Here is a 23,021-nt window from a genome sequence, read left to right on the forward strand (position 1 = left end):
GGAGAACTGGGGAGTTTGAGAATGGGAGAAAATTACTATAATGACCATGAATGACTACCAATGACAACAAATAACGAAGCACTTGAATAATTTTGATGTGACGCGGATGAACACGGATGTTACGGATTTGCACGGATAATCAGGAAAAATGAATGGGAGAATTGGTGAATTTAAGGATGAGAGAAATTACTATAATGACCATCAATAACTCCGCTGCGAAGCAATCGAACAGATAAATGAAGAAGAAAAATTTAATATGAAAACTCTACCTAGTGTGTATTGAAAAAGTAAAAAATCAATATAAGAACATCCAACCACAAACGACTAACGTCTAACGACAAACCATAAACCACAAACAATTTTAATACTTCACAAACTTCAGTATTTTAAAATCATTATTGAAAGTGATACGGTAAACGTACACTCCAAGATTTAGTTTGGATATATCATATTGAATTTTATTAAGGCCTTTATTAGCTTCACCTGAATAAACATGTTCAACCAGTTCACCTTTTTCTCCATATAAATCTACATCAACCTGGCCTTTAAAAGGAAGAATAAAGTTTATATTTATGATATCATTCGTTGGTGTTGGAAAAGGAATGAATGCAGTGAATTTATTTTTTATGGTAATGCATTCTTCATTATTTGAGGGGTTATCATCAGGATTTACATTAGGAATTTGAGCTTCAACACAGATATAATCGAAATTGTTTTCTTCAGAAATCGCAAACTGTGCATTAAATGTATAGGGTATTGAAGTTCCCGGTAATATTGGGTTTGTGTAATCCGACCATGATTCCATAAACATAGTTCCACCAGCAGCTTTAGCATAAAGATACAATTCATATATCTTGCGTGTACCGTAATTCCATAAATCAGCGCTAACATTTATAAATCCATTTTGTTGATCGGTAACTACATTTGTTACTCCTACATCTGCAGTAGTAGGTATAGAATATAATTCCTGATATGCTGTATCTGTGCAAAGAGCGCTGTTAGTAACAACAAGCATTACATTAAAGGTGTCAAGAGAGTTATATGTATGCTGTGGATTTAATAATGAACTTGATGTTCCATCGCCAAAATTCCAATAACTGCTTAGTGCATTAACAGAATTATTAGTAAAGTTTACCGTGAATGGAGGCATTCCATAAAATTCATCAGGCAGAAATGATGCTGTTGGAATAGGGTTTACATGAATAGTAGCAGAAACATTATCAGAGCATCCTGCATTTGAAGATACAGTGAGTGTAACAGGATAATCTCCTTCAGAAGTAAAAGTAACAGATGGATTTTCTTCATTAAATGTACCTATATTTTCAATTACCCACGACCATTGTGTGATTGAATCAGGTGGGAGTACAAAACTATTATCATCAAGAATATATGAATAAGATGCGCAAATACTATCCGGAGCAGTATAGTTAATTTCAGGTATTGAGTGAACTATTACATTTTCTGTATCACTTACAATGCATCCATTTATCGATTGTACAGTAAGAGAAACAGGAAAAGTTCCTGCTGAATCAAAAGTATAAACGGGGCTATTGATTGTATATGAATTTCCATCACCAAAGTCCCAGTTCTGGCTTACAATTCCTAAAACATCAACAGTTTCATTAGTAAAGTAAACGGGGTTTCCGTCACAAACATTAGTATAACTGAAATCTACCTTTGGTGCAAGCCTGATATGTATTTGTGCCGAGTCGGTAGCTGTGCAACCATATTCTGATTGGGCAGTAAGTATAACCCAATAATAACCTGTGCTGTCGTAGATATGTGAAGGATTTTTTATAGAAGATGTATTATTCGTACTGTAAGGATCATTAAATTCCCATGTCCAGGTATCAATCTCTCCAAGAACATTTGTCGTTTTATCTGTAAATTGAAGTGGTACTCCCGAACATCCAATAATTGGTGAAAATTTTGGTTTTGGTTTTGAGTAAACATATGCAGTATCAGTAATAGAGGCGCTACAACCTTTATTTGTAGAAACAGTAAGTGTTACAAGATGTTTTCCCGGTTCGGCAAATTGGTGAGTAGGGGAATTAAATATAGAAGTATCACCATCGCCAAAATCCCAATGACGATAATTAATAAAGGCAGGAGAAGGCACGGTTGACAGATTGGTAAATGCAGTTGTAAATGGTTCGCATCCTGCCGTTGCACTGAAAGCTGCAAATGGTTTTTGACCGGGTGCAGAAACTGCAACCACATCACTTACCTTGCACCCCCGATGATTATAGCTTGTTAAACTTAAATTATGACTACCTGTCCCAACCCACGAAATAGGCACAATATAGTATGGAGTTGTATAATGTGAAGTGCCGTCGTACCAATCATAAGAAGTAATTAAACTTGTATCGATAGCAGGAAATACAGTATCATCCGAACAGATACTTGCAGTTGATGCACCTAATAAATCCATAAGAGGGAAGCTATCGGCATACATTGTAATTAATCTGGTGGCAGAGCAACCAACAGTATCAAATACATGAAGCATTACGCTATCTCCTGCATGGATTATATAAGAATCACCATTTATAGTATCGTTTTGCCATTCCCACATCACACTATAAGGTGAACCCATTCCCGTGTGAAGAGTAGTGCTATCACCAAGGCATAAAGTATCATTGGTATTAATGTTTAATATAGGTTTATGAACGATAATAGTATCGCTTGAAGTAAAACCAAATCCATCAACTACGTCAACCCAAACGGTATCTCCTGAATTTACTAATATTTTAGAAGTTGTATCACCAGTATTCCATAAATAACTTACAAAACGGTTACCAGCATCAATAGTATCTACACAAAAGTTATTAACCCAGATGTCAGATTCAAGATTAACAGGAGGAAAATATTTATACCGTAAATAATCCTCGACATTTTGTCTTTCATTATCAGCGAGGGCTTTGTTGTAGATAATTATATCTGCAATATAGCCCGATAAATAATAATTTAAACCAGTCTCGCTACCAATTACCCAGTTCCAAGTATTGCTATATGTAGGGAAACTTGCATCATAAACAGTTCTAATGAAGCTGCCATTGCAATATATATTCCATCCTGTGGTTGATTTAATAAATGATAAAATATAAAAATTATTTACTAAAATAAAATTAGAATTTCCTAAATCTACATTTGCATTGCTTCCTGCCCATCCTATTCCATCAACTGCATCAGAACCAACAGCCAATGCCCATCTTGCTCCAGTACTTTGAGAAGAACCGAGGAAAATTTCATAAGTATTCTTACTGGTGCCAGTAGAAATAACAGTAAAAAAAGAATATTCGGTTGAAGATAATAATGGAAAAGAAAGACTATTGCTCGAGCCATTAAAACTTATAGCAGGTTTATTATTTAAAAGAGAAATACTATTATTGTAAATTGGCTGGTTTGAAGAGTTTGATTGAGTGGCATTGTTGCCATTACCGGAACAATCATCCCATATAGTTACATTTGAACCTGAAAGATGGATTGTAGCAGCAGAATCAGCACGTAACCATAAATCCAATCCGGTTATGGAGTTTAGTGAAAAAATACTGAATAATAAAGCAGGTGTTATAATATAATCGCCACATAATCCATAGGCTGTTACACGCCAATAATATTTACCATAAGCATTTAAGTTTAGTTGTAATGTATTTTGAATTAGATTGGGGATACTTATAACGTTTGTTGTGAAAGTAGAATCTGTTGAATATTGCAAGGTATAAGATGTTGCGTTTTCTGAAGTGTTCCATGAAAAATTGATATTATTATCGGTAGTTGTAAAATCATTAGATGGCAGGTACAGGGTAAAAGGCATAGGTGAAGGGGCATTGTCAACCACAGTTATCTGGTTTTGTATGCTGGAGGTGCAGCCTGAATCAGTAACTATGGTAAGGGTAATAATATAAGTATTTGCCGAGGTAAAAGTATGTGTTGGGTTAGTGTCGGTTGAATGAACAGTTCCATCGCCAAAATCCCAGTCCCACGAAATGATGTTGCCTTCGGGTGATGTGCTTTGGTCATAAAAGGTATAAGGGTTATTGATACATGCTGATGAAACGGTAAAGGAGGGTATAGGGGTATAAGGTATATGGGTTTCTTTCGTTAAAGAATTACTGCATGAACCATCATATACAGTCAGTTTTACATTGTAATTACCCCCGTTTGAAAATATGTGTGAAGGGTTTTCGCTGGTAGATGTTTGCCCATCGCCAAAATCCCAAAGCCAAGAAGTACCAGCGGGCGAGGAATTATTGGAAAATAGCGTCGCTTCGGTTGAACATCCGGTATTAGTGCTAAAATTAACATTTGGTGCAGTGCCAATTATAGTAACATTTATATTATCTGTTGCTTTACATCCGCTGCTATCAGTAACTGTAACACTATAAATTCCAGAGTCTGTAATAGTAATTTCGGGAGTAGTTTCCATGGTTGACCAGTTATAAGTTAATCCCGAAGGTAAAGGCGAGGGTGAAATAAGCCCAATGGTATTACCTGAGCAAATATTTTTATCAGGACCAAGGCTGGCAATTGCCGGAAAATCATCTTCGGTAACATATATAGTTGGCGAAACCGCCGAACATAATGAATCATCAGTTACAGTTACACTATAATTACCCGGAGTGCTTACATTAATAGTAGGTGAGGTTAATCCACCAGTCCAGTTATAAGTATAACTTCCAATCAAACCTGTTGATAATACTATACTATTTCCAGAACAGAATGAAGTATCATTAAGTGTTATTAAAGGATATGATACATTTAATGTATCATGTGATTTATATCCAAAAGCATCTGTCACTTCGACCCAATATGTACCTGATGAATCAACATTAATGGATTGTGTTGTTGTGCCGGTAGACCAAAGATAAGAAGAAAACCAGTCTCCAGCATTAAGAGTGTAATTGCAAAATTTATTTAAAATAGTATCTTTTCCTAAGTTAACAGGAGGAAAATATTTATACCGTAAATAATCCTCGACATTTTGTCTTTCATTATCAGCGAGGGCTTTGTTGTAGATAATTATATCTGCAATATAGCCCGATAAATAATAATTTAAACCAGTCTCGCTACCAATTACCCAGTTCCAAGTATTGCTATATGTAGGGAAACTTGCATCATAAACAGTTCTAATGAAGCTGCCATTGCAATATATATTCCATCCTGTGGTTGATTTAATAAATGATAAAATATAAAAATTATTTACTAAAATAAAATTAGAATTTCCTAAATCTACATTTGCATTGCTTCCTGCCCATCCTATTCCATCAACTGCATCAGAACCAACAGCCAATGCCCATCTTGCTCCAGTACTTTGAGAAGAACCGAGGAAAATTTCATAAGTATTCTTACTGGTGCCAGTAGAAATAACAGTAAAAAAAGAATATTCGGTTGAAGATAATAATGGAAAAGAAAGACTATTGCTCGAGCCATTAAAACTTATAGCAGGTTTATTATTTAAAAGAGAAATACTATTATTGTAAATTGGCTGGTTTGAAGAGTTTGATTGAGTGGCATTGTTGCCATTACCGGAACAATCATCCCATATAGTTACATTTGAACCTGAAAGATGGATTGTAGCAGCAGAATCAGCACGTAACCATAATTGTAAACCAGTTATGTCTTTTGGCGTAATATTTTGACTATAACAAAAATTTATTATGCCCTGAAAGATCAAAGTAAAGAAAAAAAAATATATTTTCAATTGTTGGAATAATTTCATTAAATATTATTACTAATTATATAATGCAAATATAGGAAGTTTTCGTATCAACTGCAAGCATAGTTTAGTATTATTATCCCATATTTCAATCTGTTTCATTTCTGTTTTCGCATAAAGCTGCAAAGCCTTTCTAATTCTTTTAATTTTTGCTTATGTCTTACGACTTGCTACTTGGGACTTGTTACTTACGACTTACTACTTGCTACTTGTGTCTTGCTACTTGTGTCTTGCTACTTGTGTCTTGTGTCTCCACCACCTGACTATTGCCCAAACCAGTTGCTCAACCTAAAAACCAATGTACATTGAAGGTATAGAGGTATAAGGGGAATAGGGGTATATGGTATAAACATTAAATAAATCTGAAAATTCAATATTGAGTATTGGACATTGGATATTGAAAAAGTTATTGGTTGAAAGGTGTAGCAGCTAGTCAGGGCTGATGTCAATGGTCATAAGTGACCTAATCACTTTTAACTATTGACTAAACCAGCTGCCACAAACCAAAAACATAAATCCATTTTTTCAATTTAATATTTACTATTTGCTATCATCAATCCGCCGTGGCGGAGCTATATAGAATGTCAAAGGTTGATGGGTGTGGCGACTATCCAAGTCAATAGTCAAATGGTTATAGTATTACCATCATTAATAAATAACATTTGCCCAAATCCGCTGCCACAAACCAAAAACATAAAACCATTTTTTCAATTTACTATTTGCAATCATCTATATACCATATTTCCGTATATACTATTCCCCATTAAACCTATCAGGATTCAGTATAAATAATTTAATCAAACAATAATGATTAATTTTGATTTTATATATTTGTTATCATTAATTTTTCTATCATATATTTTTATTCGTTAATTTTAGGAACTATTTAAATTTTATCTTTTAATGCAAAAAGCTCATGGAAATAAAAATGATATTTTAAAATTATCTGCTCATTTATTTTGGGATGTTGACAGGAATAATATTGATTTTAATAAAAATAAAAAATTTATTGTTCAGAGAGTGTTGGAATATGGACTATTATGTGACTGGCAAATAATATATTCATATTATGGCATTGATGATATTGCAAAAACAGCAATAACTATAAAAGATATTGATAAAAAATCGCTGGCTTTTATTGCATTATTATCAAAAATACCTAAAGAAAAATTTTTATGTTACACTACAATGCAGTTGATGCCGCAACACTGGAACTTTTAAAAAGCCTGCAAAAACTTCCTGTCTTTTCCGAATTACGTCTTGTGGGAGGTACATCATTAGCTTTACAAATAGGTCATCGTAAATCCATTGATTTGGATTTGTTTGGAAACATTCAAAGTGATGAACTTGAAATTAATAAAAATTTAAAAAAATTGGGTTCTGTTAAACTGATAAATAAAACAGAAAATATTTATGTTTATCTTATTAATGATATTAAAATTGACATTGTTAATTATCATTATAAATGGCTTCAAAAGCCGTTGATTTCAGGTGAAATAATACTGGCAGGGAAAAAAGATATTGCTGCAATGAAATTATCTGCCATTACAGGAAGAGGTACAAAAAAAGATTTTATTGATATTTACTTTTTACTTCAAAAATTCAACATGGATGAGATGCTTTATTTATATAAACAAAAATTTTATGATGGCTCTGAATTTCTTGTTTTAAAAAGTTTAGCTTATTTTGATGATGCAGATACAGAACAGTGTCCGGTGATGTTAAAGCCGATAGATTGGCAAAAGGTAAAAAGTAAAATCAGTAAAGAGATAGAAAAATATGTAAAAAATAAATATTGATGAATGAAGATGTAAAAGCGCAAATGTAAAATTGAAGTAAAAAAATAAAATTACCATTATTCATTTTCAATTATCCATCCGTGGCGCTATATTAAATGTCAAAGGTTGATGGGCATAGCAGCTAGTCTGGGCTAATGTCAATGGTCATAAGTGACCTAATCACTTTTAACTATTGACTAAACCAGCTGCCACAAACCAAAAACATAAATCCATTTTTTCAATTTAATATTTACTATTTGCTATCATCAATCCGCCGTGGCGGAGCTATATAGAATGTCAAAGGTTGATGGGTGTGGCGACTAGCCAAGTCAATAGTCAAATGGTTATAGTATTAACCCCATCAACAAAAAACATATAACCGAGCTTGTTGCCATCAACCTACAACCAATCCGCCTTGGCGGACATCAATTTACTATTTTCTATAAAAAGGTCAAAGGTTGATGGGTGTAGCGACTAGCCAAGTCAAAGGTCAAAGGGTTATAGTATAACCACCGTTAACGAAAAAAATTTACCTAAACCAGCTGCCCAACCCTAAAACCACTAAAGTTTTAGAAGGTATAGGGGTATAGGGATATATTGACATAGACAAACTTACTCTTCGCGACTTTGCAACTCCGCGTGAAATAAAAAGATTCAGTCCGCAGTCTTTAGTTGGCAATATACTACTAATGACTATGAATGACAACAAATGACTATGAATGACGACGAAGCAATTTAATGATATGGCTTTATAAAAATTTCAATATTTTTTATTAATTTTGAAATTTACCATTTACCATTATCAATTTTACGTAATAAGATGTCTGATACTGTAATTCAGGTTGAAAATTTAAGCAAACAATACCGTTTAGGGATAGTGGGAGCAACAACTATTTCCGACGATATAAGAAGATATTGGGCTAAAATAAGAGGCAAAGATGACCCAACGCTTAGAATAGGCCAGGTAAATACTTTAAATAAAATTCAGAATTCAGAATTCAGTTCCGATAAGTATCGGAATCAGAATTATGTTTGGGCACTGAAGGATATTAATTTTGAAGTTAAGCAGGGCGAAGTTCTTGGAATTATAGGTAAAAATGGTGCAGGTAAATCAACACTGTTAAAAATATTATCGAAAGTAACGGGTCCTACTACAGGTAATGTAAAGGTGAAAGGCCGTATAGCTTCATTGCTTGAAGTAGGTACGGGTTTTCATGGAGAGCTTACAGGAAGGGAAAATATTTTCTTAAATGGAGCCATATTGGGAATGACCAAAGCAGAGATAAAAGGCAAATTTGATGAGATAGTTGATTTTTCGGGTATAGAACGTTATATCGATACTCCTGTTAAACGTTATTCGAGTGGAATGTATGTGCGCTTGGCTTTCGCAGTTGCTGCACATCTTGAACCGGAAATATTAATATTAGATGAAGTATTAGCAGTAGGAGATGCTGAGTTTCAAAAAAAATGCTTAGGTAAAATAGGGGATGCAGCGAAAGGGGGGCGAACAATAATATTTGTTAGTCATAATATAGGTGCAATAAGACAACTGTGCTCAAATAGCATATTACTAACTTCAGGTGAGATTGAAGCACAGGGTACAACAAGTGAGATTTGTGATTTATACTTAAATAAAACGAATATTTCTGAAGGCAAAGCAGAAATTAAATTTCAAGAAAACTTGAATAAAGAGTTTCAATTATTGGTATTAAAGTTAATGAATAAAGAATCAGAAATTATTAATAATTTTTCCTGTGATGAGGATATTTATATAGATATGATTTGTGTTTCCAGGAAACCTGTTCCCGGTTTATATGGAGCATTATTAATATATAATAATGATGGAATTCATGTTTTGATGTCAGATACTTTCGATATAGGAGAGAATATATTTGATAAATTATCTTCAGGGAATTATAATATTCGTATAAAAATTCCATCCCGAACTTTAGGACATGGATCATATAAAGTAATGATAAACTTTACCAGTTCGCAAAGTTTTAATAATTTTTGGATTGACACACATGAATGTGCAGCCTCTTTCCGTATTGACGATATAACCACAGATAGAGGTAATCATAGAGCAGGTTATTTTAGTACTTTGCTTAAATGGGAAACAAATAAATTATAAAATATGTATGATTGATAAAACAAAAATAGAACTTATTGTTTATGACTTTGATGGGGTGATGACAAACAATAAAGTATTGTTAACCGAAGATGGACGAGAAGGAGTATATGTAAATAGATCCGATGGATTGGCAGTAAATATAATTAAACAGTACGGCATACCACAGATAATATTATCTTCAGAACAAAATAAAATAGTAGAACTAAGGGCTAGAAAATTACAAATTCCAGTTATTGCAGGAGTTAAAAATAAAAAACAACAATTATTAAATTATTGTTCTGAAAAATCAATAAAACTTCAAAATGTGGTTTATATTGGAAACGATATTAATGATTTAGAAGCAATGAAGAATGTTGGTATTCCTATATGTCCTGAAGATGCTTGTATGGAAATTAAAGCCATTTCAAAATTTATTATTCATGTTAATGGAGGGGATGGCGTTATTAGAAACTTTTTAGATTTAATAAAACATACTGATGGATAAAATAAAACATATTGCTTTAATTCCTGCAAAATTGGATTCATCAAGATGTATTAACAAAAATTGGAGACCTTTTGTTAATGGTAAAAATCTTGTTGAATATACTATTGATATTGTAATAGACCTTTTTTTCAATAAGATAATAGTTTCAACAGATAATAATTTATTTCTATATTCTGATACTATACAAATCCATAACAGACCAGCATATCTGGCAACCAAAGAATCGCCTATTAATGATTTGATAGAAGTTATAATAAATGAAAATAGTTTTGGTGATGATGTTTATATTTGGTTGCTCAATCCAACATCACCTTTCAGAATAAAAGAAGATTTTTATTCACTTAAAGAATTGATCGAAAAAAATAAATACGATGCTATTACTTCAGTTACAGAAGTAAATCCTTTTTTATGGAAGAATGACAAACCATTATTTGATACATCATATCCAAGAAAAAATACTCAAGATTTTGATGAGAAATACGGTGTTGAAAATGGACAGTTTATTGTTTTTAGTATTAAGACTTTCAAAAAATCAAAATCGTGGTATTCTGAGAATATGTTTGTGTTCCATCAATCGAATTATATTTCGATGATTGATATTGATACAGAAAATGATTTTATTTTTGCACAAAATATAGGAGAAGTGCTAAATGAAAATTGATACGCTAAAGAACGAAACGCTGTTAATTAATAAAATTATCAATGAGCCAATCAAGGAACATACACTTTTATTATTTAACCATTTTTATAGGTATGGTTTAGCGTGTAGAATTTTAGGTGTTAATAACAGCCATATTGTTTTTGATGCTTCGTGTGGTCGTGGTTATGGCTCTTATATTCTTTCTCAGAAAGCAAAAAAGGTTATTGGACTTGACATTAATAAAAATTATTTGAATGATGCAAAAAATATGTTTCCTTCAGAAAAAATATGTTTTTTAAATTATAATGAACTTAAAAAAAATACTATAAATAAAGCCGATAAAATTGTTTGCATTGAAACGTATGAACATATACCCAAAAAAGAAATTCAGAAATTTATTTTAAATTTAATTTCGCATTTAAAGGATAATGGTGATATGCTGATTACAATTCCCTTAGGCAATAACAAACCAAGCGAATACAACGATTTTCATCTTAATGAACCCAGCATTGATGTTTTATTCAAGCAATTCTCGCCTTATTTTAATTCTATTTTTTTTGAAATAGATAATTTCATTAATTCATTTGGGAAAAATGAAAAATTATGTTACCTTTTATTAAACAATTATATAAAAAGTAAAGTAAAATAAAATATAAAAAGCATGAATAGTAATAATAATAATTTCTATTTTAAAAATATTGATTCTGTTTATTTAATTGCAGAAATAGGTATTAATCATAATGGTAATATAGATTTTGTAAAAAAAATGATTGATTATGCTTTGGTTTTTGGTTGGAATTGTGTAAAACTACAAAAACGAAATCCTGATAAATCCGTTCCCGAACATCAGAAAAATATAATAAAAGATACTCCATGGGGTAAAATGACATACTTGGAATATAAACATAAGATGGAGTTTGATAAAAGTCAATATTCTGAAATAGAAAAATATTGCTCCGATAAAATAAAATTTACTGCATCGGTATGGGATATAGAAAGTGTTGATTTTATGGATGATTTTGATGTCCCATTTATTAAAGTACCATCAGCTCATCTTACAAATGATGATTTAATAAAATATATTTGTAAGAAAAAATTACCCGTCTTGCTTTCGACAGGGATGAGTACAACTGAAGAAGTTGACCATGCAGTTGAACTGATTACTAGTTTTACAGATAATTTTGCTCTTATGCATACCAATTCTTCATATCCTGCGCATGAAGAAGAATTAAATTTAAATGTGATAAAAACGTTTCAAGAGAGGTATAAATGTGTTGTTGGATATAGCGGACATGAATTTGGTTTAGTGCCTACAACTACTTCTGTTGCATTAGGAGCTAAAATAATTGAACGTCATGTAACAATAGATAGAACAATGTGGGGAACAGATCAAATTGCTTCTGTTGAACCACAAGGTATGCTTAAACTTGTTACACATATTAGGGCAATTGAAAAAGCACTAGGTGATGGGATTAAAAAAGTATATGATTCGGAATTACTTATAAGAAAAAAATTACGAGGATATTAATTTCATTGAAAATAATAAATTATATTATAAATATTATTAAGTATTCCTTGCCGTTTGGGATTCATTTACTTTATAACAAATATAAAGAAATTTATTTTTTTAAGCCAACGAAAGAAGAAAAAAAGATATTAAAAATTAATGCAAAATTTAAAGATATTCATAAAGGAGAAAGATGTTTTATTGTTTGTAGTGGGCCATCAATTAATAAACAAAATTTATTGCCATTGAAAAATGAAAAAACTTTTTTTGTTTCAAGTGGATTTTTGCATCCAAACTATAATGAAATTAAACCTCTATATTTTTGCTTGCCTCCAAGTAATGATTTGTTAAATCAAGATAGGTATAATCGTTTTCGCAAAATGGAAGAAACTAGTAATAAAACCAATTTCTTTTTTAGTATAAGTGATAAAAAATATTTATATGATAATGATCTGTTTCTTAAAGATAAAGTAAATTATATTTATTTTGATATGCAAATGGATAATAAAAGAAAAGAAATATATGATTTAACGAAACAAATTCCAAGCGTACAATCGGTTCCAATAATGTGTTTAATGATAGCAATGTATATGGGATTTAAAGAGATATTTTTATTAGGAACCGAACATGATTCTTTTAAAGGTGAATACCGCCATTTTTATGAGAATACTGAAATGACAGAAGATTGTGTTGTTAATAATAAGATAAGTTCTTTATATCTGGAACTAAAAAGTTGTGTATCTCTATGGGAGCAATATATGCATCTTAAAAGAATCGCAGAGAATAACAATATTAAAATATTTAATGCAACAGAAGGCGGAGCTTTAGATGTGTTTCCTCGTGTAAAATTTGAATCATTATTTATATGATAAAATTTAAAGATTTTATTCCTCCTCTTTTTGTGAAAATATTAAAAAAAAATTTTATAAAAGAAAAATTACAATATGGTTTTCTTGGTAATTATAATTCATGGGAAGAGGCAAAGAAAAATTGTACAGGATATGACTCGGATATTATTATAGAGAAAGTAAAAAATGCTGCATTCAAAGTAAAAAATGGCGAAGCAGTTTATGAAAGAGATTCTGTATTGTTTGATAAAATACAATACTCATATCCATTACTTACAGGTTTAATGTGGGTTGCGGCTCAGAATGGAGGGAATTTAAATGCTCTTGATTTTGGTGGAGCTTTAGGAAGTACTTATTTTCAAAACAAACATTTTCTTAATTCATTAAATTGTGTTCAATGGAATATTGTAGAGCAAGAAAAATTTGTAGAAACAGGTAAATTATATTTTGAAGATGAACACCTGAAATTTTATCATTCAATTAGTGAATGCATAAATAAAAATAATATCGATATTATAATTCTATCTGGAGTTATTCAATATTTGGAAACACCTGAAATATTTTTAAAAGAAGTTATCTCGTATGGATTTAAATTTATAATTATTGACCGGACATTATTCAATAATGTTCATAGTGATACTTTAACAATACAGAAGGTTTCCCCTGAAATCTTTGATGCAAGCTATCCTTGTTGGTTTTTGGATAAAAATAAATTTAAAGAAATTTTTAAAGAAAAATATGATTTGATTCTTGAGTTTGATGGATTTTGTGAAGGAAAAGGTTTTATTTTTAAAAAGAAAGATGAAAGAATTTAAAAACATTTACATTGATATTACTAATACCTGCAATGCAAAATGTCCTTTTTGTATTACAGGAAAGCACAAACCAGCAATAAAAAAATATATTGAGCCGGAAGTTTTTGATAATATTCTTATTTCATTAATTCGTAATAAGTCTATAGTTGAGAGTTCGGTTATTTATCTTTACAATTGGGGTGAACCCTTTTTGCATCCTAAGTTATCTGAACTTATCAGTATTTTGAATAAACATAATTTACAATTTGGACTAAGTACAAATGGTTCTATTGAATTTAATTTTCCTGATAATTTTTGCAAAAATTTAGTTTTTTTTAAATTCTCCTTATCTGGTTTTTCACAAAATTCATATAATAAAATACATGGCTTTAATTTTGAAAAAACGCTTTTAAATATTGAAAGAATTATAAAAAATATTCAAAATGAAAACCCACAAACATATATCGAATTAAATTTCCATATATACCAGTTTAATATAAGTGAAATAGAGGCGTGTCGGGATTTTGCAAAAAAAATAAAAGTGCATTTTTATCCATGCCTTGCTATTTTAAATGATTGGGATAATTTGAATCTTTATATGGGTGGGGAGTTACCTTACAATGATTTATTGGAAGTTTCTCAAAAATTACTTATGTATAATTTTAATGACCTTTTAAAAGCAAGCCCCTCTGATTATAAATGTCCACAATATGATTTACTTGTAATTGATGAAAGTGCAAATATTTCCGGATGTTGCCAATTACCAAAAGACAATAAAGAATATTCATGTGGAAATATTCTTACTGATGATTGGAATACAATTTTAAAAAATAAAACATCAATGATGGTTTGTAGAAATTGCATAAAATCAGGACTTGCTTATTATATCCACAATTCAATGTTATCAATCGATTTCAGTAAAGATGATTTTTTAGAAAAAACAACCACTATTGATTTAATGAAAATAATAGCAAATCGTTTTAAACGAAAATTATTCTAATGAGTAAACTGCAATATTTGAACTTAGGTTGCGGGAATCATTTCCATCCTGATTGGAAAAATGTAGATTTTGTTTCGAATAACAAGAATGTTATTGCACATGATCTTTTAAACGGAATACCTTTTCCCGATAATACCTTTGATGTGGTTTATCATTCACATGTTTTAGAACATTTTCCAAAGGCGAAAGCGGATTGTTTTATTAGCGAATGTTTTCGAGTGCTTAAAAATGGAGGCATATTGCGGGTTGTTGTACCCAACCTTGAAGTTATAGCCGAAGAATATTTAAAACAATTGAAAGATGCGCTGAATGGGGATGAAAGGGCAAGGTATAATTATGAATGGATGTTGCTTGAAATGTATGACCAAACTGTTAGGAATTATAGCGGAGGCGAAATGGGAAAATATTTATTTCAAAAAGAAATTAAAAATATTGATTATGTTTACAATCGAATAGGTATAGAAGGAAAAAATATACGTGAAAATTATTTAAAATCACTTAAAAAAACGGAAAATATAAAAACAACGATTTCGTATGAAAAAAGTATAAGTAAAAAAATAATGTATTATTTTAAACCTTTGACATATTTCAATTTCTTAAAAAGAAAATTACTTGCAAAAGAATGGAGACAGATTGAACAAGAACAAGAATTACTGAAACTCGCTAAATTTCGAACTTCCGGCGAAATACACCAGTGGATGTATGATAGGTATTCATTGAAAGAATTGTTAGAAAGAGAAAAATTTGTTAATGTTAAAATCAAAACAGCATTTGAAAGCGAGATAAAAGACTGGAATAGTTTTGAATTGGATGTAATAAATAATGAAGTTAGAAAACCCGATTCATTATTTATAGAAGCAAAAAAAATTAATACGTATGCTTAATTTTTGTACACTTTTCGATATTAATTATTTTTCACGAGGCATTGCAATGTATGAATCTTTAAAAAAACATTGCAATGATTTTCATTTATATATCTTCGCTTTTGATGAAACCAGTTTAGATATTTTAAATAAATTAAAGTTACCTAAAACAACAATAATTTCTTTATCAGAATTTGAGAACAATGAACTTTTAGAAATAAAGACAGAACGTAGTCGTGCTGAATATTGTTGGACATGCACCCCCTCAACCATTTTTTTTTGTATTGAGCAGTATAAACTGGATCATTGTACGTACGTAGATGCAGATTTATATTTCTATAGTAATCCCAGAGTTCTTATTGATGAAATGGGGGATAAATCTGTTCTAATTACAGAACATAGGTATACACCCGAATACGACCAATCCTTAACCAGCGGAATATATTGTGTGCAGTTCATCACGTTTAAAAACACTATTGATGGAATAACTGTATTAAAATGGTGGAAAAATGCCTGCATTGAATGGTGTTATGCTCGTTTTGAAAACGGAAAATTTGGCGATCAAAAATACCTTGATGATTGGACTACCAGATTTAATGATATTCATGTATTAATGAACGAAGGCGGTAGTTTAGCACCATGGAATATTCAGCAATATAAAATTAAGTCAATAAACCCGTTCATCCTTAAAACCCTTAAAACAAAAGAAAAAATTAAACCAGTATTTTATCATTTTCATTACCTATCATTTTACTCAAATAAAAAAATAAATTTAACCAATGGGATTTATTATATTTCAAGTGAAATAAAACATTATTTTTATTACCCATACTTAAATCATATAAATAAAATAAATAAAGAATTATATAAAGATTTCAATAGTAAAGATTTTAATGGAACAAAAGAGATGATTTTTACTATATACTATTTACGTGATAAATTGTATCTATACAGAAAAGCATTATTTAAATTAAGTATTAAAGCCTTTAAAGATGCAAATAAATTAATAAAAGAAAAGAAACAAGTAAGAAAAAATATTATAAATAGTGGCAAAATTAATTAGTTTAAAAACGTTTTCTGATAAAAGAGGTAACCTTACAGTCATTGAGAAAATATTTCCTTTCGAAATAAAAAGAATATTTTATATTTATGGAGTTGACGATTCGGTTAGAGGAGGGCATCGGCATTATAATACATATCAAGCAGCAGTATGTATTAAAGGTTCATGTAAAATATACAACAACAATGGTAGCAGCACTGAAATGTTTACTTTAAACTCGCCCGTTAAATGCCTTATTATTGAACCATGCGATTGGCATAAGATGTATGATTTTAGTAGAGATGCTATATTGATGGTTTTTGCTTCAGAATTTTTCGATGAAAACGATTATATATTTGAACCATACAAAAATGATTGAATACGAAAACTTATATAAAACTAATAAGATTTTTTTTAAAGAATACAACAATGCTTTTTTTAAAACATTTAATTCCGGTTGGTTTATTCTTGGGCAGAATGTAAAGGATTTTGAAAAAAGTTATGCAAAATATTGTAATACGAAATACTGTATAGGGGTTGCAAATGGTTTAGACGCATTGACCATATCCTTAGTTGCATTGCAATTTGAAAAAGGTTCGGAAATCATAGTGCCTGCTAATACTTACATTGCAACAATTTTAGGAATATTGCATGCAGGCTATAAACCTGTTTTAGTTGAACCCGATATAAATACATACAATATTGACCCAAATAAAATTGAAGCAGCTATTAATAATAAAACAAAAGGTATTTTGGTTGTTCATTTATATGGTAAACCGTGCGAAATGGATGAGATTGCAAACATTTCAAGAAAATATAAATTAAAAATAATTGAAGATTGTGCTCAGGCACATGGTGCAAAATATAAAAACAACATAGTTGGTTCGTTTGGCGATGTTGCAGCATTTAGTTTTTATCCTACCAAAAATTTAGGTGCTTTAGGTGATGCAGGTGCTATTAATCTTAATGATGAAAAACTTAAAAATACAATTATAAAATTAAGAAATTATGGTTCTTCAGAAAAATATGTTAATGATATTGTTGGTTACAATTCAAGATTAGATGAAATTCAGGCAGCTTTTCTTTTAATTAAATTAAAAAATTTAAACAAAATAAATTCTCATAAACGTAAACTTGCAAAAATGTATCATGAAAATTTAAAAAGTGATTTTATTAAACCTTCCATTGATAATAATTCCTTTGATGTATTTCATATATATAACATCCGGCATGATAAACGTGATAAATTAAAACATTTTTTATATAAAAATAAAATTCAAAGTGAAATACATTATCCTATTCCTCCATATAAGCAAAAAGCATTAAAGAATTTTTTTACTGAGAAATACCCTATTTCAGATGAAATACATAATTCAACTTTAAGTTTACCCATTTCCTATTTCCATTCAGAAAAGGATATATTAAAAGTAATAGAAGTTTTAAATAAATTTTAAATGGATTCGGATTCAAATCTTTCGCAATTTAGTATAGATAAAAAAAGTTGGCCATGGATAAAAGAAACAACTCCATGTATTTCCAATGAGAATATGTGTTTACCTAAAATCTCAATAGTAACACCTTCATTTAATCAAGGTAGGTTTATTGAGGAAACTATTTTATCTGTTATTAATCAAAATTATCCTAATCTGGAATACATTGTTATTGATGGAGGAAGTACTGATAATTCAATTGAGGTAATAAAAAAATATGAAAAATACTTGTCTTATTGGATTAGTGAAAAAGATAACGGGCAGAGTCATGCAATAAATAAAGGATTAGAAAAATGTACTGGAGAAATTTTTAACTGGTTAAACAGCGATGATTATTTGGCAGAAGGAGCATTATTTAATATTGCAAAAACTTTTCTTGAAAACAATAAACCTGATGTTATATGTGGATATTGTAATATTATAAATGAAAAAAAAGAAGTTGAAGAAATTAGCAGGATGTATGTTGGTAAATCAAAAGAAGATACGATCGTAAATTATTGGATTAATCAACCTTCATCATTTTATAATTTAATTACCTTAAAAAAGATAGGTAATATTTACGAATCGCTATATTGTGTTATGGATTTGGAGTTGTGGTTTCGTTATTTATTATCAAAAAAAGAAGAAGAATTAAAAATAATATTAACCGATAATATTATTTCATTTTTCCGTAAACATCCATCGTCTAAAACACAAAGTATTATAAATTTATTTTATCAGGAAATATGGAAAATTGAAAATGAGATTTTAAAATTAATTAAAGCTCCGCAGATCTTACAAAAACAAAAGAAAGTGATTGAGCCTTTTCGATTAAACTGGGAAGGAATATTTATAAATAAAAAACGTTATATTTCATTATATATTTATAGAGAAATAAATAAAATTATTAAAAACTCAAATTCAAATAAAATATCATTCAAGGCAAAAATAATGTGGAGTTATTTCTTATTGTTTTATTCGAAAGAAATTAATTTTTTAAATAAAATCATTTTTATTATAAAAAGATTCAAGATAGTTAATTAATATTTTTAAAAATCAATATGTGAGGCTTTTACATTTTCTTATTCAGTATTCTGTGAATGAATTTCCTGCATTTTTTTTAAATGAATTAAATATTAAAAAATTTGTATCGAAAAATTTTACTGACTCGCGGGAGGTATTTGAAATCTTATTAAAGCGAGGCTATAAATTCGAAAAATCAGGAAATCAAAATAAAATATTTTATCAAATAAAAACTAATAAAATCAAAATATACTTACGAAGGAATACTTCTGATTTTATAGTTTTTAAGGAGGTTTTTCTAAATGGAGGTTACGCGTTTTTATTAAAATTAGTCGAGGAAAATAAATGGCCTTGTAATAATATAATTGATGCAGGTGCCAATATTGGTCTTTTTACATTATGCTGCAAAGCATCATTCCCAAGAGCGTCAGTTATTGCTTTAGAACCGGAAACAGGGAATTATTTCCAATTAAAAAAAAATATTTTGGCAAATGAATTAAATAATACAGTATCACTTCAAAATGCATTATGGTTTGAAAACACTACCTTATTTTTTAATAATTTGTTTCGTGATGGCAGAAACTGGGCAATTCAATTTACTCCTATTAAAACCCATGAAAATATAGATGGAGTCAAAACAAAAACCGTATCAGAGATAATGAAAAAGAATAATTGGTCAGGTATTGATATATTTAAAATTGATATTGAAGGCGCAGAAAAAAGTCTTTTCTTAAATGATAAACAAATAGATGTCTGGCTACCCAATACAAAAGTAATTGCCATTGAAATACATGATGAATTTAATTGCAGAAAAGATATTGAAAATATATTAAAATCATATAATTTCGATTTGATTTATAATGGAGAATTAACCATAGGTGTGAATAGTAAATATAAGACTAAATAATTATAATACATGAATCATGCCTTTGTTATATTGGCGCATAAGAATCCTGAACAGGTTAAAAGATTATTAAATGTTCTGTGCAAAAGTAATTTTTATTTTTTTGTACATATTTGTAAAAACTCTAATATCAATGAATTTGAATTTCTATATAAACAAAATAATGTAACACTTTTAAAGAGGGAAAATGGTTCTTGGGGAAGAATAGGTATTGTTAAGGCAACAATAAACGGATTAAAAGCAATAAGCAAATCTCATATTGATTTCGAGTATATCCATTTGATAAGTGGGCAAGATTACCCAATTCGTGATATTGATTCTATTGAGTTATTTTTTAAGAAAAACAGGGGATATAGTTTTATTGAATTTTTTAGTTTACCATCAAAATTTTTATTTTATGAGGGAATGGATAGGATAGAAAAATATCATTTTGGAAACCGAATACATCCCTCAAAATGGGATAAAAAAAGAAATGACTTTTTTAATACACTTTCAATGAAAATTTCTTTTTTTAGAAGAAAAATACCAAAAGGATTAAAACCATTTGCTGGTTCGCAATGGTGGTCGTTACATATTGATGCAGTAAATTATATACTTAGGTTTTTAAAAGATAATAGAAGTTTTATAAGGTTTCATAGGTTTTCAAAATTATCCGATGAAATGTTTTTTCAAACCATTTTACTTAATTCCCATGATAATGATTTTATTGGAAAATTGGTAAATAATTCGCTTAGATACATTGATTGGGATAAACCTAATGTATATCATCCTGCAACTATAAAAATGGAAGATTATGAAAAAATTAAAAAAACAGATAAATTGTTTGCTCGAAAATTTGATATCAAAGAAGACAGTGAGATACTAGACTTGTTAGACAAAGACTTTTTTTAAGATATTCATTTTTTTACTTACTGGATATAACCGTTGTTAGTATTTTTTTTAGTTCATCCGAAAAAGGAGCTTCAATTTTTCTGGCGAATAATTTATCGCTCGAATTTATTTTATCAAGGTCGGTAATATCTAAAATTGCAGGTATGCTTCCGTATCTTAATCCACTTTCCCAATCAATATATCTTAAATTATCATTTATTACTTTTTTCGAATAATCCGAATTCATTATTACTGTTTGAAAATATATTTCTTCCGAACAGAAAGTATGTTTTAACCGTTTGATAAGGTATTTATTTTTCCCGGTATAGTCAATAACAAAGGTTAATGTTTCTTTTGATAGGCTCCACCAGGTTGAACCCAGATAAAATTGAGGTATTTGTTTTGATACAGGCCTTTTAAAATTGATCTTTTGTTGAAGTTTTATAAAAAAAGAGATCCATTTCTGTTTTTTTCTTTCATTAAAAACATCATAGAAGTTGTAATAATTAATTCTGTCCATTCCTCCGCTTCGGTCCAGTCCCCTGTTATTCCATTCATTTGCGGGCATTTTGGTATATTCCAAAAAATCTTTTCCCTTATAAGTATTAAAGAAGTTAATAAAATAAGATGTGTTTTTTATAGGGAAATCCTGCCCGCTTATCAGGTGGAAATATTCCAGATCCGGGTTTCGCAAAGCTTCTTTGGCTAATAATAAAATACTTAATAAATGATTTCGCCCGCCCCAGTTTATTTTAAATTTACTTGTAATGAATTTTACTTTTTTTATTGTATTTAATTTTTGAATTATTTCTTTGTCCGGTTTACTTTTTCTATCGATATGGATATAAAATTTGAAATTTTCATCAAAGAAGTTTACAATCTCAATTAATTGCTCCAGGTTTTTATATGCGGTTATTAATATTCCGTGCTTCATTTGACCGAATTTCTAACAGCGTTATTTTGGTTTCAATTCAAAATTTAATTTTTACATTGGCAAATCACCGAAAAAGCTGCTAAAGATTATTGATAATTCTTTAAATAGTGTCAATAAACCGCTGCTCGGTTTTATTAAAAAGCAAGATTCCAATAATCAAAATGAATATCGTAAAAACTCCGCTATAACCCAGCATCATCCACGAAAAAGAACCTTTACCCAACAAAGCGTATTTAAAAGTTTCGATAATTGAGGTCATGGGGTTTAGCATGATTAATGTTTTATATTTATCGGGTATGCTGCTTAGCGGATATATTATGGGTGTGGCATACATGAATAATTGCACCCCAAATCCGACAAGGAATTGAAGGTCTTTGTATTTTGTGGTTAACGATGAAACAATAATACCAAAACCAAGTCCCATAAAAGCCATTATCAACAATAAAACGGGTAATAGAAATATATAAGCATTCATGCTAACAGATGCTCCGATATAGTAGAAGTAAATCCAAAAACAAATTAAAAATAATAACTGGATACCAAAAGTTATCAGGCTTGAAATGACAATAGATACGGGAACAGTGAGTCTTGGAAAATATACTTTGCCAAAAACACTGGCATTGTTAATAAAAGTGCCGGAGGTTTTGTTAAGGCATGATGCAAAATAGTTCCATGCAGTAATTCCGGTCAAATAAAAAAGTGTGGCAGGAACACTGTTCGTCGAAATATTGGCTACCTTGCTGAAAATAATAGTAAAGACAATGGTTGTAAAAAGCGGCTGAATGATATACCATAATGGGCCGAGGATGGTTTGTTTGTATACAGAAACAAAATCTCTTCTTACAAAGATCATAATTAAGTCTTTGTAACGCCATAGTTCGGCAAGATTGATATCATACCATGTACGCTTGGGACGGATTATTTCGGTCCATTCTTTATCTTCAGACAAAGCCATGAATATTCTTTTTACAAAAGTATCAAAAATCTTTCAAATTGGATAAATGCAGGGGAATGATTAGTT

Annotated in this window: 20 protein-coding genes; 17 read left to right on the plus strand and 3 right to left on the minus strand. The window is 29.9% G+C overall.

The annotated features are described in order from the left end of the window. Positions 1–361: 361 nt before the first annotated feature. Positions 362–5,701 carry a PKD domain-containing protein gene (locus PKK00_00675; protein HNW96905.1) on the minus strand — a complete coding sequence of 1,780 codons (5,340 nt, stop codon included), beginning with the start codon at positions 5,699–5,701 and terminating at the stop codon, positions 362–364. Between the two features lie 918 nt (positions 5,702–6,619). Between PKK00_00675 and PKK00_00680 the strand changes: the two genes are divergently transcribed. The 17 genes from PKK00_00680 (at position 6,620) to PKK00_00760 (ending at position 21,087) form a co-directional block, all read left to right on the plus strand. Further along, positions 6,620–6,937 carry a hypothetical protein gene (locus PKK00_00680; protein HNW96906.1) on the plus strand — a complete coding sequence of 106 codons (318 nt, stop codon included), beginning with the start codon at positions 6,620–6,622 and terminating at the stop codon, positions 6,935–6,937. Continuing rightward, on the plus strand, positions 6,892–7,515 hold the full coding sequence (locus PKK00_00685) for a nucleotidyl transferase AbiEii/AbiGii toxin family protein (GenBank protein ID HNW96907.1): 624 nt from the start codon (positions 6,892–6,894) through the stop codon (positions 7,513–7,515). The genes PKK00_00680 and PKK00_00685 overlap by 46 nt, the downstream gene beginning before the upstream one ends. Before the next feature lie 799 nt (positions 7,516–8,314). Then, on the plus strand, positions 8,315–9,625 hold the full coding sequence (locus PKK00_00690; protein ID HNW96908.1) for an ABC transporter ATP-binding protein: 1,311 nt from the start codon (positions 8,315–8,317) through the stop codon (positions 9,623–9,625). 7 nt (positions 9,626–9,632) lie between these two features. Continuing rightward, positions 9,633–10,109 (plus strand): HAD hydrolase family protein, encoded by a 477-nt coding sequence (locus PKK00_00695; protein HNW96909.1) that lies wholly within the window; start codon positions 9,633–9,635, stop codon positions 10,107–10,109. Next, a complete protein-coding gene (locus tag PKK00_00700) occupies positions 10,102–10,770 on the plus strand; it encodes a hypothetical protein (GenBank protein HNW96910.1) in 669 nt (222 codons plus the stop codon). The genes PKK00_00695 and PKK00_00700 overlap by 8 nt, the downstream gene beginning before the upstream one ends. Then, positions 10,760–11,398, plus strand: a complete 639-nt coding sequence (locus tag PKK00_00705) for a class I SAM-dependent methyltransferase (protein HNW96911.1) — start codon at positions 10,760–10,762, stop codon at positions 11,396–11,398. Before PKK00_00700 ends, PKK00_00705 begins: the two co-directional genes overlap by 11 nt. Positions 11,399–11,410: 12 nt before the next feature. After that, on the plus strand, positions 11,411–12,277 hold the full coding sequence (locus PKK00_00710; GenBank protein ID HNW96912.1) for an N-acetylneuraminate synthase family protein: 867 nt from the start codon (positions 11,411–11,413) through the stop codon (positions 12,275–12,277). 5 nt (positions 12,278–12,282) lie between these two features. Further along, a complete protein-coding gene (locus PKK00_00715) occupies positions 12,283–13,125 on the plus strand; it encodes a DUF115 domain-containing protein (GenBank protein ID HNW96913.1) in 843 nt (280 codons plus the stop codon). Next, the gene (locus PKK00_00720; GenBank protein HNW96914.1) at positions 13,122–13,919 is read left to right on the plus strand and encodes a methyltransferase, TIGR04325 family; all 798 of its coding nucleotides are present in this window, start codon (positions 13,122–13,124) and stop codon (positions 13,917–13,919) included. Before PKK00_00715 ends, PKK00_00720 begins: the two co-directional genes overlap by 4 nt. Beyond that, positions 13,906–14,898, plus strand: coding sequence for a radical SAM protein (locus PKK00_00725; GenBank protein HNW96915.1), 993 nt, complete (start codon positions 13,906–13,908; stop codon positions 14,896–14,898). Before PKK00_00720 ends, PKK00_00725 begins: the two co-directional genes overlap by 14 nt. Then, the gene (locus PKK00_00730) at positions 14,898–15,782 is read left to right on the plus strand and encodes a methyltransferase domain-containing protein (GenBank protein HNW96916.1); all 885 of its coding nucleotides are present in this window, start codon (positions 14,898–14,900) and stop codon (positions 15,780–15,782) included. Before PKK00_00725 ends, PKK00_00730 begins: the two co-directional genes overlap by 1 nt. After that, positions 15,775–16,824, plus strand: coding sequence for a glycosyl transferase (locus PKK00_00735; GenBank protein ID HNW96917.1), 1,050 nt, complete (start codon positions 15,775–15,777; stop codon positions 16,822–16,824). Before PKK00_00730 ends, PKK00_00735 begins: the two co-directional genes overlap by 8 nt. After that, a complete protein-coding gene (locus tag PKK00_00740) occupies positions 16,808–17,179 on the plus strand; it encodes an FdtA/QdtA family cupin domain-containing protein (protein ID HNW96918.1) in 372 nt (123 codons plus the stop codon). Before PKK00_00735 ends, PKK00_00740 begins: the two co-directional genes overlap by 17 nt. Continuing rightward, positions 17,172–18,254, plus strand: a complete 1,083-nt coding sequence (locus tag PKK00_00745; GenBank protein HNW96919.1) for a DegT/DnrJ/EryC1/StrS family aminotransferase — start codon at positions 17,172–17,174, stop codon at positions 18,252–18,254. The genes PKK00_00740 and PKK00_00745 overlap by 8 nt, the downstream gene beginning before the upstream one ends. Then, positions 18,255–19,313 (plus strand): glycosyltransferase family 2 protein, encoded by a 1,059-nt coding sequence (locus tag PKK00_00750; protein HNW96920.1) that lies wholly within the window; start codon positions 18,255–18,257, stop codon positions 19,311–19,313. Positions 19,314–19,332: 19 nt separating this feature from the next. Next, complete coding sequence (locus tag PKK00_00755; protein ID HNW96921.1) at positions 19,333–20,199, plus strand: FkbM family methyltransferase; 867 nt, start codon at positions 19,333–19,335, stop codon at positions 20,197–20,199. Positions 20,200–20,208: 9 nt separating this feature from the next. Then, positions 20,209–21,087 (plus strand): beta-1,6-N-acetylglucosaminyltransferase, encoded by an 879-nt coding sequence (locus PKK00_00760; GenBank protein ID HNW96922.1) that lies wholly within the window; start codon positions 20,209–20,211, stop codon positions 21,085–21,087. Between the two features lie 13 nt (positions 21,088–21,100). Here the strand turns inward: PKK00_00760 and PKK00_00765 are convergent, their stop codons facing one another. Next, a complete protein-coding gene (locus PKK00_00765; protein ID HNW96923.1) occupies positions 21,101–22,000 on the minus strand; it encodes a beta-1,6-N-acetylglucosaminyltransferase in 900 nt (299 codons plus the stop codon). Positions 22,001–22,100: 100 nt separating this feature from the next. Then, on the minus strand, positions 22,101–22,955 hold the full coding sequence (locus PKK00_00770; GenBank protein HNW96924.1) for an ABC transporter permease: 855 nt from the start codon (positions 22,953–22,955) through the stop codon (positions 22,101–22,103). Positions 22,956–23,021 lie beyond the last annotated feature (66 nt).

Source organism: Bacteroidales bacterium, assembly GCA_035353855.1.
In the GTDB taxonomy this organism is placed as follows: Bacteria; Bacteroidota; Bacteroidia; order Bacteroidales; family CG2-30-32-10; genus DAOQAK01.

Excerpts from the sequence above, each read along its gene's own strand:
- PKK00_00680 (HNW96906.1), top strand. The coding sequence starts at position 6,620 with ATGCAAAAAGCTCATGGAAATAAAAATGATATTTTAAAATTATCTGCT.
- PKK00_00685 (HNW96907.1), top strand. The coding sequence starts at position 6,892 with ATGTTACACTACAATGCAGTTGATGCCGCAACACTGGAACTTTTAAAA.
- PKK00_00690 (HNW96908.1), top strand. The coding sequence starts at position 8,315 with ATGTCTGATACTGTAATTCAGGTTGAAAATTTAAGCAAACAATACCGT.
- PKK00_00695 (HNW96909.1), top strand. The coding sequence starts at position 9,633 with ATGATTGATAAAACAAAAATAGAACTTATTGTTTATGACTTTGATGGG.
- PKK00_00700 (HNW96910.1), top strand. The coding sequence starts at position 10,102 with ATGGATAAAATAAAACATATTGCTTTAATTCCTGCAAAATTGGATTCA.
- PKK00_00705 (HNW96911.1), top strand. The coding sequence starts at position 10,760 with ATGAAAATTGATACGCTAAAGAACGAAACGCTGTTAATTAATAAAATT.
- PKK00_00710 (HNW96912.1), top strand. The coding sequence starts at position 11,411 with ATGAATAGTAATAATAATAATTTCTATTTTAAAAATATTGATTCTGTT.
- PKK00_00720 (HNW96914.1), top strand. The coding sequence starts at position 13,122 with ATGATAAAATTTAAAGATTTTATTCCTCCTCTTTTTGTGAAAATATTA.
- PKK00_00725 (HNW96915.1), top strand. The coding sequence starts at position 13,906 with ATGAAAGAATTTAAAAACATTTACATTGATATTACTAATACCTGCAAT.
- PKK00_00730 (HNW96916.1), top strand. The coding sequence starts at position 14,898 with ATGAGTAAACTGCAATATTTGAACTTAGGTTGCGGGAATCATTTCCAT.
- PKK00_00735 (HNW96917.1), top strand. The coding sequence starts at position 15,775 with ATGCTTAATTTTTGTACACTTTTCGATATTAATTATTTTTCACGAGGC.
- PKK00_00745 (HNW96919.1), top strand. The coding sequence starts at position 17,172 with ATGATTGAATACGAAAACTTATATAAAACTAATAAGATTTTTTTTAAA.
- PKK00_00750 (HNW96920.1), top strand. The coding sequence starts at position 18,255 with ATGGATTCGGATTCAAATCTTTCGCAATTTAGTATAGATAAAAAAAGT.
- PKK00_00760 (HNW96922.1), top strand. The coding sequence starts at position 20,209 with ATGAATCATGCCTTTGTTATATTGGCGCATAAGAATCCTGAACAGGTT.
- PKK00_00765 (HNW96923.1), bottom strand. The coding sequence starts at position 22,000 with ATGAAGCACGGAATATTAATAACCGCATATAAAAACCTGGAGCAATTA.
- PKK00_00770 (HNW96924.1), bottom strand. The coding sequence starts at position 22,955 with ATGGCTTTGTCTGAAGATAAAGAATGGACCGAAATAATCCGTCCCAAG.